The organism is Streptomyces sp. NPDC048275 (assembly GCF_040652275.1).
GTDB lineage: Bacteria > Actinomycetota > Actinomycetes > Streptomycetales > Streptomycetaceae > Streptomyces.
Window position 1 is genome coordinate 74,227 of the sequence record NZ_JBEZLR010000013.1, and the last position, 17,380, is coordinate 91,606.

General features: G+C 72.1%; 11 protein-coding genes and 1 pseudogene. 3 read left to right on the plus strand and 9 right to left on the minus strand.

Translation table 11 applies throughout. The features are described 5' to 3' along the window. Positions 1 to 3: 3 nt before the first annotated feature. Both AB0D57_RS11225 and AB0D57_RS11230 read right to left on the minus strand, forming a co-directional pair. Positions 4 to 963 (minus strand): class I SAM-dependent methyltransferase, encoded by a 960-nt coding sequence (locus tag AB0D57_RS11225; RefSeq protein WP_362070304.1) that lies wholly within the window; start codon positions 961 to 963, stop codon positions 4 to 6. Between the two features lie 261 nt (positions 964 to 1,224). Continuing rightward, positions 1,225 to 2,382 carry a hypothetical protein gene (locus AB0D57_RS11230; RefSeq protein WP_362070307.1) on the minus strand — a complete coding sequence of 386 codons (1,158 nt, stop codon included), beginning with the start codon at positions 2,380 to 2,382 and terminating at the stop codon, positions 1,225 to 1,227. Positions 2,383 to 2,548: 166 nt separating this feature from the next. Here AB0D57_RS11230 and AB0D57_RS11235 point away from each other — a divergent pair, with 166 nt between their 5' ends. Next, the gene (locus AB0D57_RS11235; RefSeq protein ID WP_362070310.1) at positions 2,549 to 4,162 is read left to right on the plus strand and encodes a hypothetical protein; all 1,614 of its coding nucleotides are present in this window, start codon (positions 2,549 to 2,551) and stop codon (positions 4,160 to 4,162) included. Here the strand turns inward: AB0D57_RS11235 and AB0D57_RS11240 are convergent. The 6 genes from AB0D57_RS11240 to AB0D57_RS11265 form a co-directional block, all read right to left on the minus strand. Further along, positions 4,145 to 7,240, minus strand: a complete 3,096-nt coding sequence (locus AB0D57_RS11240) for a SpoIIE family protein phosphatase (RefSeq protein WP_362070313.1) — start codon at positions 7,238 to 7,240, stop codon at positions 4,145 to 4,147. The genes AB0D57_RS11235 and AB0D57_RS11240 overlap by 18 nt on opposite strands. A 196-nt stretch (positions 7,241 to 7,436) precedes the next feature. Then, positions 7,437 to 7,868, minus strand: a complete 432-nt coding sequence (locus tag AB0D57_RS11245; RefSeq protein WP_362070316.1) for an ATP-binding protein — start codon at positions 7,866 to 7,868, stop codon at positions 7,437 to 7,439. 131 nt (positions 7,869 to 7,999) lie between these two features. After that, a complete protein-coding gene (locus AB0D57_RS11250) occupies positions 8,000 to 8,407 on the minus strand; it encodes a (deoxy)nucleoside triphosphate pyrophosphohydrolase (protein ID WP_362070319.1) in 408 nt (135 codons plus the stop codon). 9 nt (positions 8,408 to 8,416) lie between these two features. Next, positions 8,417 to 8,599 (minus strand): SPOR domain-containing protein, encoded by a 183-nt coding sequence (locus tag AB0D57_RS11255; RefSeq protein ID WP_055618615.1) that lies wholly within the window; start codon positions 8,597 to 8,599, stop codon positions 8,417 to 8,419. 289 nt (positions 8,600 to 8,888) lie between these two features. Continuing rightward, positions 8,889 to 9,641: a GntR family transcriptional regulator gene (locus AB0D57_RS11260; protein ID WP_362070324.1), complete on the minus strand. Its 753-nt coding sequence runs from the start codon at positions 9,639 to 9,641 to the stop codon at positions 8,889 to 8,891. Positions 9,642 to 9,788: 147 nt separating this feature from the next. Then, a complete protein-coding gene (locus AB0D57_RS11265; RefSeq protein ID WP_362070327.1) occupies positions 9,789 to 10,976 on the minus strand; it encodes a DUF4190 domain-containing protein in 1,188 nt (395 codons plus the stop codon). Positions 10,977 to 11,210: 234 nt separating this feature from the next. Here AB0D57_RS11265 and AB0D57_RS11270 point away from each other — a divergent pair. Together AB0D57_RS11270 and AB0D57_RS11275 are read left to right on the plus strand one after the other, a co-directional pair. Then, a pseudogene (locus AB0D57_RS11270) lies at positions 11,211 to 12,318 on the plus strand (pyridoxal-phosphate dependent enzyme). A 70-nt stretch (positions 12,319 to 12,388) separates the two neighbouring features. Continuing rightward, on the plus strand, positions 12,389 to 15,007 hold the full coding sequence (locus tag AB0D57_RS11275; protein WP_362070330.1) for a discoidin domain-containing protein: 2,619 nt from the start codon (positions 12,389 to 12,391) through the stop codon (positions 15,005 to 15,007). Here the strand turns inward: AB0D57_RS11275 and AB0D57_RS11280 are convergent. After that, positions 15,004 to 17,172, minus strand: a complete 2,169-nt coding sequence (locus tag AB0D57_RS11280; RefSeq protein ID WP_362070333.1) for an SNF2-related protein — start codon at positions 17,170 to 17,172, stop codon at positions 15,004 to 15,006. The two genes, AB0D57_RS11275 and AB0D57_RS11280, sit on opposite strands and share 4 nt — an antisense overlap. Positions 17,173 to 17,380 lie beyond the last annotated feature (208 nt).

Consider the following 17,380-nt stretch of genomic DNA (forward strand, 5'->3'; position numbering starts at 1 on the left):
ACCCTACGCATGCGCCCGCAGATAGCCCGAGTGCGCCACCTGGCCGAGGAACGTCAGCCGGGTGTCGGAGGTCATGTGCTTGTCGAAGGCCTCTTTGATACCCGGCCACTTGGGGTGGCCGAAGTCGTCCAGTACGACGATCCCGCCGGGCGCGATGATCTTCTCGGCCCACTCCAGATCCGCGGCGACACCGGCGGCGGAGTGGTCACCGTCGACGATGATCACTCCGTAGGAGCGGTCGGAGACCAGGGCGCGCACCTCGGGGTCCTCGGAGAAGCCCTGCTGGATACGGGTCGCGGTTCCGGCCGCGCCCGCCAGGCCGAGATTGGTGCGCACCGCGGCCTCGCGCACGGGGGTTCCCGTCACATCGCCGCCCATGCTGGTGCCGGGCTGGAGCTGCAGGCCAGCGAGCGGGTCGACGATCGTCAGGCTCGGGTCGCGTCCCGCACGCTCCATCATGCGGATCAGGCCCGCGCCGAACATTCCGTACAGGGTGCCGATCTCCAGGATCTCGTCGTTCGGCGGGTCGAGCAGCGGTACGGCGGCGAGCTTGCCGACGATGTTCATGGTGCCGCCGGCGATCCTGCCGACGCCGAGCGCCTCCAGGGCGATGAGCAGCCGGAACGCTTGGGCGACATTGCGCTCCGCGTCGTCCTTGTCCCCGGCCACCTGCGCCAGCTCTTTGATCGTGCGGTTGAGATGGGGCGCGGACGGAAGGCGGGACGCGCCGCGCCCGGTCCCGTCGAAGAACAGCTCCAGGGGGCGCTGGCGGTTGCGCAGCGTCTTCAGTTCCTGCTGCAGCGCGCTGTCGCCCTGCGGCAGCGCGCCGGTCCCCTGGTGCAGCACGCCCCCCGAGCGTTCCGCGACGGCGCGACGGACCTGGCGCTCGATGCGCTGGTCGATGAGGTCGACGATCGGGCGCAGTGCGCGCCGGGCAACCTTGTTGGTGAGTAGCGCTCGCATAAATCTGTGACCCTCACAGGGATAGGAAGAAGTGCTGCGCACACATGGGGGGCTGAGTGCGCCCGCCCTGGGTGTGACGGGCAGCACAGCGGAGCGCAACGTCCGAAGGACAGTAGAGAACTCACAGCGTGTTCACAACACATGGCCGCACCCGACAAAGCGAATGTTCCATGACATCTGAGTGACCGGACGGTTACGTCGTCGAGGAGCCCCAGGCCCACGAAGAACAGGGCCGCACCCGCCATCGCGCAGGGGGGACGGTCATCGGACCCAGCCCTCCTCGTATGCCGTCCAGTCCTTCTCCCGTGCGGCGAAGTCCACGTACAGGGCGACGCCGAAGTGTTCGCGGGTGCGGTCGGTGCGGGAGAGGCCGAGGCGGGTGCCGCGCACGGCCGCCGGGACCGTCTCGGCGGCTCCGTGGTGGCTCAGGTCGTCTTCGTAGTAGAAGGGCAGACCCATCAGCAAGTCGGTTGATTCCGGGGTGACTTCGAGGGCGAGGGAGGTCTGCTGGGCGACGTAGCCGCCGTACAGGCTCTCCAGCGGCATCGCCGTGTCGTACGTCATCACGGCGATCTGGTCGACCCTGCGGGCGACCTGCCCGAAGTACGCCTGGGACCACCACTTGGGGTGTCCGCTGAGCCCCCTGATGGAGTGGGCCGCCGGGAACGGGTCGATCTGGTGGGCGGCGACGGAGAGCGGGGCGTCGTGGGCGCGGGTGACGCGGCGCAGGTCGTCGAGGAGGGAGAGATAGTCGGAGTCGTCGGAGTGCAGCGGCTCCAGGTCGAAGTGGGCGCCGTCGAAACCGGCGTCGAGGATCTGCCCGGTGGAGCGGACGACCGCTGCCCGGGTCGCCGCCCGCTCCAGGCGCAGTCCGGTCGGCCCCTCGCTCGCGAGCACGTCGCCCAGCCAGGCCTGGACGCGGACGCCGGGCAACTCCCGGTGCACGGCCGCCACCAGCCAACCAGCCTTCGGATACGCCGACTTGGGCAGCGTTCCGTCGTGCTCCAGCGGTCCGGCGTGCACGTACAGGTCCCGGATGCCGGTCGTGCGCAGTCGCTCGGCGAGCGCATGGACGTCCGCGTCCTTCTTGCGGCCGTCGACCCAGGCGTGCCCCATCCACAAGGCGTCACGGTTCCTGGTCTGGGTGCCGGGGGCCAGGTCTCCGGCGTAGTTGACGCGCAGGGCGATGCCCGCGGCGAGGGCCGGCAGAAGCAGGGCGAGGACGAGCGCGAGGGCGATGCGCTTGGGCCATCTGAGGCGGGGGTGGCGCCAGGCGCGGGCGGCTCGGCGGAGCCAGGCGGGAGCGGTACGGCGCGCGGGTGCCCCCGGGGCGCCCGTTCGGCTCTCGTCGTCTCCGGACTCACCTGTTCGGGTGTCCGCCTGTGTCTCCGGCCCCGAATCCGTACGTCCCGTATCCATCCCCCGTACCCCCTCCGTACGCCCCCGTATCCCCCGTACCCTATGCGCCCTCGCCTCGGCACACCCCCGGTCGCGCATCCGCGCAAGCGGTCATACGCTCCCAAATGTGACGTCGCCCCTGAGTCGAAACCGGTCGCGCCGAGCAACGTCCCACATAGCCGTGCGGGTGACGCATGCCGTGCTCGGGGGGTTGGTGGCGGTGGGGTGGCTGGTGCTGTCCGTCACGTGGGCGAGTACCGAGGATCCGACGGTGTGGTCGGAAGGCGGCCAGGTCACGGCGGTGGCGGCGCCACCCGGCCAGGACGGGACGTCCACCGGTGATCTCGCCCTGCCCCTCATCGCGGTGGTCGCCGCGGGGGCACTCGCGGCATACACGTACACCCGGCGAATACGGCGCGCGAGAACCCGTACGACACCCGGCGGCGCCATCCCGCACCCCGTACCGTTCGCCGAACTCGACCGGCGCTCCCGGCAGTCGCTCGTCGAGGCGGACGACTGCGTGCGCACCAGTGCGGAGGAACTCGGGTGGGCCGGGGCGCAGTTCGGGGACGAGGCGGTCGGGCCGTACACGGAGGCGGTGGCATTCGCGCGCGCCGAGCTGGCGGAGGCCTTCCGATTGCGGCAACGGCTGGACGAGACCGTGCCGGACGACGGCCTGGTCCGGCGGCAGTTACTGGAGGAGATCGTCGCGCGCTGCCGGGAGGCGGGGCGGCGGCTGGACGCGGAGGCCGCCGGGTTCGACCTGCTGCGCGCCCTGGAGCGGACCCTGCCCGCCGCCCTGGAGCTGGCCGAGAGCCGCTTCCGGGAACTCGCCGGGCGCACGCCCGCCGCGGAGGCGACACACGCCGAGCTGCACGAGCGATACGGGCCGGCCGCGTCGCTGCCCGTCGCGGGCCACATCGAACAGGCCAAGGACCGGCTCGTGTTCGCCACGACCCACCTCAACCAGGCCCGGCAGTCCCTCGACCGGGGCGAGGACGCGAAGGCCACGGCGTCTCTGCGGGCCGCCGAGGGCGCCGTCGACCAGGCGGGCCTCTTCGTGGCCGGGGTCGACCGGCTGGCCGCCGAGCTCGCCTCCGCGGCCGAACGGCTGCCCACCGCGCTCGCCGGGGCCGAGGCCGACCTCGCGCGGGCGCGGGGGCTTCCGGACGGCGCCGTCGTCGGTGCGCTGCCCGGCCGGATCGCGCACGCCGAGTCCTTGGTCACGGAGGTACGCCGGGAGATGACGAGCGGCCCCTACGATCCCCTCGGCGCCCTCCGTCGTGTCGCCCGGGCCAAAGCCGCGCTGGCCGATGCCCCGTCGCTCGCTCTCACCGACGAGCGGGTCCGCGCCCTGCTCGACGAGGCGCGGCTGCCGGTCCGCAGCGCCGTCGCCCTCGCGGCGGACTTCGTCACCACGCACCGGGGAGCGGTGGACGGCGAGGCCCGGACCCGGCTGGCGGAGGCGGAACGCCACCTCGCGCCGGCGTCCCCCACCCTCGCCGACGTCCAGCGGGCCGACGAGCTCGCCCGGGACACGGAACGGCTCGCCGAGCGGGACGTCCTGGCGTACGGCAATCCGTACGCCGGGCCCGAGGGCACCGGAGTCGGCGGCGCCGTGCTCGGCGGGATCCTCCTGGGCAACGCGCCCGGCGCTCCCGCGGCGAGCTTCGGCGGGCCGCGGACGCGGAACCGGAGGGCGGCGCCCGGCGACGGGACACCGCCGCCGAACCCGCCGCCGAACCCGGCACCGGCACCGGCACCGGCACCGGCAGGAACAGATTCAGAACAGGCTGAGTAGTGCCTCCGCCGGGTCCGTGAGCCCCGTACCCCCGTCCGGGAGCGGGAGTTCGAACCAGACCGTCTTGCCGCGTGGCGTACGCCGTGAGCCCCAGGCGGCGGACAGCAGGCCGACGAGTTGCAGACCGCGGCCCCCCTCGTCCGTGTCCCGGGCCCGGCGGCGGCGCGGCTGGACCAGGCCCGCGTCCCACACCTCGCAGACGAGCGTCCGGTCGAGCAGCAGCCGCAGTCGGATCTCGCCCTCGCCGTAGCGCAGCGCGTTGGTCACGAGCTCGCTGACCAGCAGCTCGGCGGTGTCGACCAGCGGCTCCAGGCCCCAGGAGGTCAGCTGGGTGCGGGCGTACTCGCGGGCCCGGCCCACGCTGCGCGGCTCACGCGGCAGTGTCCAGTCGCCGACGGACTCCTCGGGCAGCCCCTGGACACGTGCCATCAGCAGGGCGATGTCGTCCTCGCCGTGGTGGGTGTCGAGGGTGTTGAGGACGTGGTCGCAGACGTCCTCCAAGGGGGCGGAGGGGTCCGTCAGCGCCCCGACGAACGCCTGCAGACCCTCGTCGAGGGGATGGTCGCGCGATTCGACCAGTCCATCCGTGTAGAGCGCCAACAGCGCGCCTTCGGGCAGTTCGACCTCCACCTCCTCGAAGGGCTCGCCGCCGACGCCCAGCGGCATGCCGGGCGGCACGTCCAGCATCAGCGCGCTCTCGCCGGGCTCGACCAGGACCGGCGGCAGGTGGCCGGCGTTGGCGAAGGTGATCCGCCTGGTCACCGAGTCGTACACCGCGTACACGCAGGTCGCGAGGTACACCTCGGAGAGGTCGGCGTCACGGGGCTGGCGGGCGGCGCGGGTGGCCTGCTGCACCCCGCCGGGGGTGCCGAGGCCGCGGGCGATCTCGTCCAACGCCGAGAGCACTTCGGCGGGTTCCAGGTCGAGCAGCGCCAAGGTGCGTACGGCCGTACGGAGTTCACCCATCGCCACGGCGGCGCGCAGGCCTCGGCCCATGACGTCGCCGACGACCAGCGCCGTGCGGTGACCGGGGAGTTCGATGACGTCGAACCAGTCGCCGCCGACCTCGGTGGCCGCGTTTCCGGGGAGGTAGCGGCAGGCGATGTCCAGGCCGGAGGCCTCGGGGTCGCCGGGCGGCAGCAGCGAACGCTGCAGGATCAGCGCCCGCTCGTGCTCGCGGCGGTACAGGCGGGCGTTGTCGATACAGACCGCGGCGCGTGCCGCCAGCTCCACCGCGAGCGAGCGGTCGCGGTCACCGAACGGCTCACTGCCCTTCGTACGGGAGAACTGCGCGAGTCCTACGACGGTGTCGTGCGCGACCATCGGCACGGCGAGCGTGGACTGTATGAGGCCGCCGTCCTCGGCCGGGACCTGCCGGGGGCGGGCGGTGCGCAGGGCGTCCGCGCAGGGCGAGTTGAACGCGTAGTGGTGGACCGCGCCGACGGCGACGGGCGCGGGCCCGCCGATGAACGGCGCGTCGGAGACGGCACTGGCGAAGGCGACCCGGCGCAACTCCGCGCTGCCGTCGGCGAGCGCCCGTGGGGTCTCGTCGCCCGCCAGAAGGCCCTGGTAGAGGTCGACGGTCGCGAGGTCGCAGAAACCGGGCACGACGACGTCGAGGAGTTCGCGTGCGGTGGTCTCCAGGTCGAGGGAGTTGCCTATGCGGGCGCCCGCCTCGTTCAGAAGGGCGAGATTGCGCCGCGCGGCGGCCGCTTCACGGGCTGCGGCGCGACGGCTGGTGTTGTCGGTTCCGAGCCAGGCGATGCCGATGGGGCGGCCGCTGCCACTGTGCACGCGGTAGAGGTTGACGGACCAGTGGCGGCGGTCGTCGGAGCCGGGCACGAAGCCGGTGACGTGCATGTCCGTGATGGAGTTGCCGGTTTCGAGGACGCGGCGCAGCGTCGCGGAGACACGCTCGGCCTCGGAGCGCGGCAGATAGTCGTGGACGGTGCGGCCTCGGTGGTCGTCGACGCCGCCGCCGAACACCGAGGCGAAGCGCTGGTTGGCACGGCGGACCCGCAGGTCCGTGTCGATCAGCAGAAAGCCGAACGGAGATTGACCGAAAATCGCCTGCGAGGCGGCGAGGTCCGTCTCGATCCGGCGGAGCGTCCGGACGTCCACGACGATGCATACGGCGGCCTGCTCGCCGTCCTCCGTCGTGGTGGGCATCACATAGACCTCGGCGAGGCCCTCGGCGCCCTTCTTGCCGTCCTCGGAGGCCGGCATCCGGAAGGGGACCACGCCGGTCCACTCCCGGCCGTCCAGGATCTCGGCCATCTTGCGCTGGCCGCGCTCGCGCTGGTCGGGGGCGAAGAACGCCTCGATGGGGTCCATACCGAGGGCGCGCTCCGCGGATATCCCGAAGAGCTGCTCGGCACGCAGACTCCACTGGTCGACGAGCCCGTCGGCGCCGATCGAGAACGAGGCGACCTTGATGTAGTCATATATCGACCCGGGCGGACTGCTCTGCCACATCGTGTCGCCTGACGGTTCGGCCGCCAACTCGACCATCGCTCGGGCCGCCGCCTCGACCATCGCTCCGGCCACCGGATCGGCCGCCCCCTTGGCAACCGCGTCGTGCACCGCTTCGGCCGTCGCACCGTCCACCGCTTCGGCCGTCGCACCGTCCACCGCTTCGGCCGTCGCACCGTCCACCGCTTCGGCCGTCACGCCGTGCACCGCTTCGGCCTCCGGATCAGCCGCTGGTTCGGCCTTCAGACGGGCGATCGACGGGGCCGCCGCTTCGGCGGGCGGCTCGCTCGCCGCATCGGCTCTTACCCCGCCCGCCGCGTCGGCGGTCACGGCGCCCGTCGACTCGGCTGCCGTCTCGCCCGCCGCAGCGGCCATCGCCTCGCCCGACACATCAGGCGTCGCGTCAGGCGTCGCGTCGGCCGACGCCCAGGACGTCGCGTCGCCCGTCGCTTCGGACTCCGCCACGACCGCCGCCTCGGACACGGCGGAATCGACCGTGGCGTCAGCCCTCGCGCCGTCCGACGGGTCCTCGGACTCCGTGGCCTTCGCTGGTATCTCGCTCACGCGAACCGTCCCCTCCAGCTCACCGCGTCCGGCACCGGTCACCGGGGGCGGCTGCCCGCAGTATCCAGCACTACGGTGCCGCACAACACGGTGTTCACGATCACAGCACGGTCCCGATGGTTTTTGGACCGGCCGCGACATACTCCCAGTCTTCTAACCAGGTGGCACCCCTCCGAATCACAGACTCCGGACCGCGCCACTGGCCTGAACCAATCGGTCGCCCCCGCCCGACGGACCCTCAGCCGGGCACCGCCAGCTCGAACCACACCGTTTTGCCGGTGCCCCCGGGCCGCATCCCCCAGCGGCGCGAGGAACCGGCCACGAGCTGCAGCCCCCGCCCGCTCTCGTCATCGGCGTCCGCGGCCCGCTCGCGGGGCAGGTCGGGCAACGGGTCGGAGACCTCCACCAACAGGGCGCCCGGCACCCCGGCGGGTCTGACCAGGCGGACGCCGATAGGGCCGGTGGCATGCCGCAGGGAGTTGGTCACCAGCTCACTGACCAGCAACGCGGTCACGTCACCGAGGGAGTCCAGCTCCCAGGTGCGCAGCTGGCCCCGGACGACTGCTCGGGCGGTGCGGACGGCACCCGGCTCCGCGGGAAAGGTCCACTCGGCCCAGTCGCCTTCAGTGTCGATCACGCCGATCACTTCCCAGGCCAAGAGCTCACCCATGTCCGGTTTCATGGGGTTAATGGGCACATACCCGATATCCATGGCGCCTTACCGCACACGTGGGCGCACTGTGGCACGAACGGCGTACGCCACCCCGAACCAGAGGCGCCCCGCGCCACGTCCGGCGGGACCTATGCGCTCGTATCCCACCGGAGCAGCGTGGCCTTCACCGCGGGGACGTCCTGGTCCAGCCAGTCCACGTCCCAGACCTCGCCCGGAGCCAGCCAGCGCAGTTCGTCATGGTCCTCAAGGGGCTTCGGGTCACCCGAGCCGGGGCGCAGTCGCGCGGTCCACACACGCAGGACGTACGGCGCGCGCAGGGGCCACTCCCCCGGGACGCGCTCGACGGGCTCGGCATCAACACCGAGCTCCTCGCGCAGTTCGCGCACAAGGGCGGCTTCGGGGGCCTCGCCGGGTTCGACCTTGCCGCCGGGCAGTTCCCAGCGTCCGGCCAGTTCAGGGGGTGCGCTGCGGCGTGCGGCGAGGAGGCGTCCATCGCGCTGGAGGGCGGCTCCCACCACCACGATCCGTTCGGTCATGCGCGGAGCCTACTTGGATCCGTTCTGCCCGATTCGCTCGACCCAGTAGAGCTGCTTGTGGCCGCGGTCGTCGAGGCTGTCCGCGATCTTCTGGGCCTCGGCCCGGGTCGCGTACCGGCCGACGCGGTAGCGATTGCCGTTGTCGTCCTGGCGTATGACGAGCCAGGGAAGAGTGATCGTGCCGTCATTCATCGAGCCCCTCCACTTCCCGCCCCCGGCTCGCGCCGCACTCCACGCCCTGACGAAACCCCAATCCGCATATGCCCGAGCCTACGCCTAACCTTCACGCTGCGAATACGCCTTTTCACAAAGAGGTACGCAACCAGCCAGGACGGAGGGGCGCACGCCGTCGAACGCGCCGTCGACCGCCCTCCGTGCGACTCCCGGCCAGCGCGAACTCCGCCCCGGGCAGGGCATTCGAGAAAGGCCAGATTCCAACCGGCCTCACACACAGGGCACTTGGCTACGGCCGCATCCGCGGCTACTTCACCGGCAGGTGATACGCGACGCGATACCGGTCCGCCGGTACGACGACGTCGGCCGTCTCGACCGGGCGGCCCGACGCGAAGTACGTGCGCTGGATGACGACGACCACATGCCCGGGGACGCCGCCCAGCGCGAGGAGTTCCTCGGCGAGGCCGGGGCGCGCGCCCACCTCCTCCGTGACGTTGTCCACGATCACGTCGATGGCCGCCATTCGCTCGACGACGCCCATGCCGCCGAGCGGCCCCTCCTCGGGGAGCATCACCGGCGTACGCCCCGTGACGACGAGAGGCTCCCAGGACGTGGAGAGCATCATCACCTCGCCCCCGTCCCGGAACACGTAGTTCGTGCACATCACGCGGTCGCCGGGCCGGATGGAGAGTCGCTCGGCGATCGCCCCGCTCGCCTCGGCCTGCTCGCTGTGCGACTCCCAGGTGCCGCGCGCGGACAGGTCGGCCTGCTCCTGCCGGAACGGCGTGGCGCCGCTGTCCGGCCGGTATCCGGAGCGGGCCACCCGGCGCGGCACCGGCCGCTCCCGCACATACGTCCCCGAACCGGAGCGCCCCTCGACCAGGCCCTCGGCCATCAGCACCTTGCGGGCCTCCAGGGCGACCGTGTCCGAGACTCCGTACGCCTCGCGGATCCTGGCCTGGGAGGGGAGGCGGGTGTGCGGTGGCAGCGAGCCGTCGACGATCTTCTTGCGGAGATCACCCGCGACGCGCAGGTACGCCGGCTGCTCACCGAAAGTCACTGGCCGCTCCCATCAGGTTGTACAGACAGCTACAGCCTGGCAACCGTGGGTTGTGCCATGCAAGCGATGGCCAAAGATTCACTCGATGTGATTACTTATGGCCGCTGAGGGCTTTACCCAGGCACTTTCTCCCCCGTACAGCCCCCGTCACACCTCCAGGCCGGTGCCGTCTCCACCGTCGCCCCGACCCTCGCCCTCGCTGTCACCGTCCTCGCCGTACGACGGCGGGGGCGTGGCAAGGCCCAGAGCCTTGCGTGCGGTGACCGTCCGGTTCGGGTCGATGAGCTTGAAACCCTTGTCGTAGTGGACGTAGAAGGCGTCCGCGTCCTGGGCGTCGGCAGCCTTCGCCCACTCCTTCCGCGACGCCTCCATGTCCTTCACCAGAGCGGCGACGGGCTTGTCGGCCGTGGCGTGCCAGCCGTGGCCGCGCAGCTGGTCCGCCTGCTCGCCGAGTGCGTCGGACACTCTGCTCGCCCACTCCTTGTACCCCGGCAGGTCGTCCTCGACGTACGTCTCGTCGGGTGCCGAGTCCATCGCCGCGTTGAGCACGTTCGCGGCCTGCAGATACGCGAACTGATCGGCGTTCAGCGTGAGCGAGTCATTGCGCAGGGAGCCGGTCAGACTGCCGTTCTCGTCCGTGTTCCCGAACATGCAGGTGATCTCGCGGTCGCCGAGGCGCCAGCTGGTCCTGGTCGGCGTGAAGTAGTACACGTCGACGTCCTCCGGGACGGCCCAGATGTCCATCGCGTACGCGTCCTTGAGCGCGTAGCACTTGGCGTCCGCGACGTCGACGACCTCGCTGTCGCCCGGGTAGCTTCCGCCGCTCATCGTGAAGTCCGCGAACACCTCGGCGTCGTGCGGCCCGGCGCACGGCACCTTGTCGACGTCGTACGCCAGGCCCTCCAGCCCACCGTCCGGCGCGTCGAAGCACTCGCCCTTCTCCAGCGAGAAGGCGGAGTTCGAGTCGTTCGCCGCGTCCTCGATGCCGTCCCAGAAGTCGCGCACGCCGCCGGTCGCCAGCGCGAGCACGACCAGCGCGACGCCGAGCGAGGACATCACGATGCCGCCCACCGCCATCCCCTTGCCCCGCTCGCCCCGCTTCTTGATCTGCGCGAGCGCGATGATCCCGAGCACCAGCCCGACGGCGGGCAGGAAACAGAGGATGCCGAGCACCAGCGCGGTGATCGCGAGACCGTTGACGGGCGCGGGACGGTTGTACGGAGAGTAGCCCTGGCCCCAGACCTGGTACGGCCCCTGAGGGTACTGCCCCTGGGGGTAGGGAGGCGGGTACTGGCCCTCGGGCTGCTGGGGCCCGGGCGGCGGGAATATGGCCACGAGTACCTTGCTCCTAGTCCAGGCGGGATTACGTAGAACTGTCGTGCGGCTGTCGTGTGATTGCCGTACAACTGTCGAACGGCTGGGCGCATCGTAAGCGCGGCGCGGGCGGGGGCGGAATGCGGAACCTGCACGACGATTCGCGCGGCCGACACACGTCACAGGCGCGGCGCCCGCAGGAATTGCGCCGGAGGCCTGCCCGGACCGCTCGCCCCGCGCACATACCCTGCGCACATGACACCTTTGCCGGATTGCTTCTGCCCGGCGGACGGTACGCGCGTCCCCGGCGGCTCGCTCGACTGGTGCTGCCCGGTCTGTCGCGGCCCGCTCGACCTGGACTTCGCGCCGACGCCGGCGTCCCTCAAGTCCCTCACCGGACGGGTGAATTCACTGTGGCGGTACGCGGAATGCCTGCCACTGGCCGCGCCCACGGTCAGCCTGGGGGGAGGGCCGCACCCCCCTGGTGTCGCTGCGCGAGGGTGTCTCGGCCAAGCTGGACTTCCTGATGCCGACGCTGTCGTTCAAGGACCGCGGCGCCGTACTGCTGGCCGAGCTGGCGCTGCGGCTGCGTCCCCGGCAGGTGCTCGCGGACAGCAGCGGCAACGCGGGGACGGCGATCGCCGCGTACTGTGCGCGGGCCGCGCTGCCCTGCACGGTGTACGTCCCCGAGGGGACGTCGCCGAAGAAGCTCGAGCAGATCGAGGCGCACGGGGCGCGGGTGCACGTCGTGGACGGGGACCGGGAGACGACGGCGCGGGCGGCGCGGGAGGCGGCGGACTCGCCGGGCACGTTCTACGCCTCGCACGTCTTCAATCCGTACTTCCTGCACGGCACGAAGACCTACGTCCACGAGCTCTGGGAGGACCTCGGCGGACGCCTCCCGGACGTCCTCGTCGTCCCCGTCGGCAACGGCACGCTGCTTCTCGGCGCCGCCCTCGCCGTCGCCGAGCTGCACTCCGCCGGGTTCATCGACCGGCGGCCCGCGCTGTACGCCGTCCAGGCAGCCGCGGTCGCGCCACTGGCGCACGCCTGGTCGCAAGGTGCGGACGAGCTGGTCGGCGTCACCCCGACGGCGCCCACCTTCGCCGAGGGCATCGCGATCCCGAGCCCGCCGCGGGCCCGCCAGATCCTGCGGGCCGTACGCGACTCGGGCGGCACCTTCCTCACCGTGACGGAGGACCAGATCCGGCACGCCCAGCGGGACTTGGCCTCACAGGGCCTGTACGTCGAGGCGACGGGCGTGGCGTGCTGGGCGGCTGTGCGGGAGGGGGCGCTCGGGGAGCGCACGGCGGTGGTGCCGTTGTGCGGTGCGGGGGTGAAGACGGGGTTGGCGAGAGGGTAGTTCGCCCCGTACGTGGGACACTCCGGCGCGCATACCACCCCCACCCCGTCCCCCACCCCATCGTCGAAAGGTGACCACGCGCCGCCGCCCCCTCCCCCTCCTCCTCGCCTCCCTCACCACCGCCCTGCTCCTCCCTCTCCCCCCGGCATCAGCCACACCCCACCCGGCAACGACCGGATGCAGGGAGTCCGACCCCACCTGGTCCCCGACCGCGACGAAGATCGACTCCAAGGACGCGTACCACCCCTACGTCGGCAACGGCTACCTCGGCACCCGCGTCCCTCCCACCGGCACGGGCTACGCGGCCTCCCCCGAGAAGACGGGCTGGCCGCTCTACACCCCGCGCTACGACGGCACCTTCGTCGCGGGCCTCTACGCCCGCGGCCCGAAGAACACGGCCGGCCGCGAGGCCATCGCCGCGCTGCCCACCTGGTCGGGCCTCGACCTCCGCGTCGGCGACGAGACGTACGGCGCACACAGTCGCGTCTCGCGCTACCGCCAAACCCTCTCCCTCCGCTGCGGCTACCTCCGCACCGCCCTCACCTGGACCACCGCCGACGGCCGCCGCACGGACCTGACGTACGACGTCCTCACGGCCCGCGACACCCCCCACACCGGAGCCGTCCGCCTCCACATCACCCCGCACTGGGACGGCGAACTCACCGTCACCGACCGCATCGACGGCCGCGGCGCCCGCCGGATCACACAGACGGACGCGGGCCGCGTCGGCGAGCGCACCATCGGCGTGGCGTTCCGCACGGACGGCACCGAGGTGGACGGCGCGGTGGCCTCCACGCTGGAGGCGCCCGGAATCCACCAACCCCCACACGCGGACGGAAAGTTGGGCGCGCGGCATTCGGCGACCTTCCACGCCCACGAGGGGCGGGGCTACGAGGTCACCAAGTACGTCGGCGTCGACACCGCCCTCACCTCCCCCGACCCCCAACAGGCCGCCCGTACCGCCTCACTGCGCGCCGCCACCCGCGGCTGGCCCGCACTCATGGCCGCCCACACCGACGCGTGGCGCGCGCTCTGGTCCGCGGACATCGAGGTGCCGGGCCGCCCGGAGATCCAGCTGTGGGCGCGCTCGGCCCAGTACGGCCTGCTGTCCTCGCTCCGCCGCGGCGCCCGTGACAGCATCGCCCCCGCGGGCCTGACCAGCGACAACTACGCGGGCATGATCTTCTGGGACGCCGAGACCTGGATGTTCCCGTCGCTGCTCGCCACCCGCCCCGAACTCGCCCGTCCGGTCCTCGAATACCGCTACCGCACCCGCGCCGCGGCCGCCGACAACGCGCGCAGGACAGCCGTGTCCGGCCTCTTCTACCCGTGGACCAGCTCGAGCCGCGGCCGGCTGTGGACCGAGTGCCAGAGCTGGAACCCACCGCACTGTGTCACCCAGAACCACCTCCAGGGCGACATCGCGCTGGCCGCCTGGCAGTACTACCTCTCGACCGGCGACCGCGCGTGGCTCCGCGATCGGGGCTGGCCCCTCCTCAAGGGACTTGCCGAGTACTGGACTTCACGCGCCACGAAGAACCCTGACGGCACGTACTCCATCAAAGGCGTCGCGGGCCCGGACGAGTACAGCAACGGCGTGAACGACGGCGTCTACACGAACGCCGTCGCCGCCACCGCCCTGCGCGCCGCGACCCGCGCCGCGTCGGTCCTCGGCACGCCCGCCGCCCCCGACTGGACCGCCGTCGCGGACAAGTTGCGCATCCCGTACGACCCGAAGCGCAAGGTCTTCCTCCAGTACGCGGGCTACGACGGCTCGCAGATCAAGCAGGCGGACACCGTGCTGCTGACCTACCCGCTGGAGTGGCCGATGCCGGAGGGTGCCGCGTCCGCCACCCTCGACCACTACACCCAGCGCACCGACCCGGAGGGCCCGGCGATGACGGACTCGGTGCACGCGATCGACGCGGCCGCGATCGGTGAGCCGGGCTGTGTCGCGTACACCTTCCTCCAGCGCGCCTACCGGCCCTTCTCCCGGGGGCCGTTCGCCCTGTTCTCGGAGGCCCGCGGCGACAAGGCAGGCGCAGGGGACGCTCTTGCGGGCTCCCCCGCGCAGGACTTCCTCACCGGCAAGGGCGGCTTCCTGCAGATCTTCACGCACGGCCTGACCGGCCTCAGGCTGCGCGAGGACGCCCTCCACCTGGACCCGTCGCTGCCGCCCCAACTGTCGGACGGCGTACGGCTGTCGGGGCTCCGCTGGCGCGGTCGTACGTACGACATCGCCCTCGGCCCCGACACGACCACGGTCCGGCTGCGTTCCGGCGCTCCGTTCGCCCTGGAGACCCCCGAAGGGCGCTACACGCTCACCGACACCGTCACCCTCAAGACCCGCCGCCCCGACCTCGCTCCGACCGGGGACCTCGCACGCTGCCGCCGGGTGACGGCCACCTCCTCGGAGCCGGGCCTCTACCCGGAGGCGGCGGTGGACGGCAACGCGACGACGGCATGGTCACCGGAAGCCGAACAGGCCTCCCTCACCGTCGACTTGGGCCGTCCGGCGCGTGTCGGCCCGGTACGGCCGACCTGGACCGAGCCGCCGACGTCGTACGCCGTCGAGGTGTCGGCGGACGGCCACGACTGGCGAGCCCCGGGAGGCGGCACGCCGGTCCGCTTCGTACGCGTCACCGTGCACGGAACCGCGACCCTCACCGAACTCGACGTACGCCGCTAAACCCTGTCGGCCCGCTCGCTCTCCAGGCGCCGCTGCTCCTCCTCCACGATGCGGCGGGCGAGGGTGCTGTCGGAGATGTCGATGGCGTCCGGGGTCTGTTCGGCGGTGTCGCTGCGGCGGGCGTAGGCGTCGAAGAGGCGGGCCTTGTTCTTGAGGATGTACAGGAGGCGTTGGTCGACGCTGTCGGTGGCGAGGAGGCGGTGGACCTGGACCGGGCGGACCTGGCCCATGCGGTGGGCGCGGGCCACGGCCTGATGTTCCATGGTGGGCTTGACCTGCGGTTCGCACAGAACGACCACGGACGCGGCCTGGAGGTTGAGACCGATGCCGGCGGCCTCGATCTGGCAGAGCAGGACCGCGTGGCCGGGGGCGGCCGTGAAGTCGTCGACCAGGCCCTGGCGGCGCGCGGCGGGGACGGCGCCGGAGACCGGGCCGAGGACGTCCTCCTTCGCCAGGGCGCCTCGGACGGTCGCGAGGACGTCCTTGAAGTACGAGAACACCACGACCTTCAGACCGTTCTCGGCCGCCTCCGCCACCAGTTCGCGCAGGCGCTGGAGCTTCGCGGACTTCTCGGCGTCGGCGTAGGCGGCGCGGCGCATCGCCATGAAGTTCCCGTCCTCGACCGCCGCGCGGTAGGCCTCCCGGTCCGCGGGGCTGAGCTCCTCCCACTCGTCGATCTCCACCAGCGCGGGCAGTTCGGTGAGGACGTCCCGCTGGTTGCGGCGCAGATAGGCGGGGGCGACGGACCTGCGGAAGGCGTGCGGGCCGGCCGCCGCGGTGCCCTGCTGAATCGCGGGGAGAAGGGACGGCTGGAGGTAGCGGACGAGAGTGCGGAACTCCTCGACCCGGTTCTCCATGGGCGTCCCGGTCAGGAACAGGACGCGGTCGCACGTCCCCGCCCAGGCCGCGACCGCCCTGGAGCGGCGCGTGTCCGGGTTCTTCACGTAGTGCGCCTCGTCGACGACGAGCATGCCCGGCTTCGTACCGGCGCTGTCGCCGTTCGGGGTGGGAAGCGTGCGCAGCATGTCGTACGTGGTGATCGCGACGCCGCCACGCTCCCGCCACTCCTCGTACGCCTCCAGCCGCTCCGAGCCGTGCACGGGGAGGGCCCGCAGGGTGCTGCGGGCGCGGATCTCACGGGTCCAGTTGATCAGCACGCTGGCCGGGCAGACGACCAGGAAGTGGCTGTGACCGTCCGCCGCGAGATGGGCGAGCGCCGCGATGGCCTGCACGGTCTTGCCGAGCCCCATCTCGTCGCCGAGGACGACCCGGCGCTGGGCGAGCGCGAACCGGGCGCCGAAGGCCTGGTAGCCGCGCAGCGAGACCCGCCGGTGCGTGTCGTCCAGGCCCTGGGCGTGGACCCGCTCGACGACCTTCGACGGCAGGAACCCCTCGGCGGCGGCCACGTCCGGACGGTGCTCGGAGACCTCGGCGAGCTGGCTGTAGTACTCCGTGGAGCGCAGCTCGAAGTCGACCCACGCCTCGATGTCGGAGGCGGGCGTGCGCAGCAGGTCGGTGGAGGCCTGCGCGAGCAGCAGGCGTATGTCCCTCGCGCCCGCGGCTGCGGTCAGCTCCCGCAGTTCCGCGACCGCCGCGAGCGCGCTCTCCCGGCGCTCCCGCCCCGCGAGCGCCATCCGCAGCCGCCCGCCCGCGGGCCGGGCCAGCGGGAGCAGCTCACCCAGCTTCTCGTCGAGCCGGGTGGCCGCGTCCACCGCCCGGCGCAGTTCCGGGCCGGCCTCGACGAGCGTGCGCAGGGCGATGACCAGGGCGGTCGTGCGGGGCTCGGGGTGGTCGACGTCGATCCGCACGGAGACGGTCTCCTCCACCGCGCGGGCGATCTGCCGCGCGGCCGCGAGGGCCCGGTCGGCGGTCTGCTCGCCGATGCCGGGCAGCTGCCGCAGCTCGTACCGGCTCGTCTCGTGCACCGCGCGGACGGATCCGAACCCGGCCGCCTCCAGCGCCGCGATCCGCAGCCGCCCCTCGGTGACGTCCTTGAGCCGCGAGACCGGGATGAACTCCAGCTCCTTGCCGACGAGTTCGGCATGGATCGGTGCCAGCGCCGAGCGCACCGCCTCGAGCGCCCGCGTCTGATCGGCGAGCACGGCCCGCGCCGCCTCGTACAACCCGGTGCTCTCGGCGAGCAGATCCCGCTCACGTTTCCCCACCGGCCCGACACTACTGCCCCGCACCGACACGCCACCGCGCCGTCAGACTCGGGGGAAGACCCGGTCCCGACCACTGTGATCTCGTGGCCCCGGTCTCCCCCGGTCGCTACGGTCGAGCCATGACCGAGCTGCCCGACTGCGGACTGGCTGGTCCTCCACCGGCCCGGAAATGCGTGGCACCGGGCGCCCGCCGCCCTCCTTCGCCTCG

Excerpts from the sequence above, each read along its gene's own strand:
- AB0D57_RS11250 (WP_362070319.1), bottom strand. The coding sequence starts at position 8,407 with ATGACCGAACGGATCGTGGTGGTGGGAGCCGCCCTCCAGCGCGATGGA.
- AB0D57_RS11225 (WP_362070304.1), bottom strand. The coding sequence starts at position 963 with ATGCGAGCGCTACTCACCAACAAGGTTGCCCGGCGCGCACTGCGCCCG.
- AB0D57_RS11245 (WP_362070316.1), bottom strand. The coding sequence starts at position 7,868 with ATGGGTGAGCTCTTGGCCTGGGAAGTGATCGGCGTGATCGACACTGAA.
- AB0D57_RS11230 (WP_362070307.1), bottom strand. The coding sequence starts at position 2,382 with ATGGATACGGGACGTACGGATTCGGGGCCGGAGACACAGGCGGACACC.
- AB0D57_RS11255 (WP_055618615.1), bottom strand. The coding sequence starts at position 8,599 with ATGAATGACGGCACGATCACTCTTCCCTGGCTCGTCATACGCCAGGAC.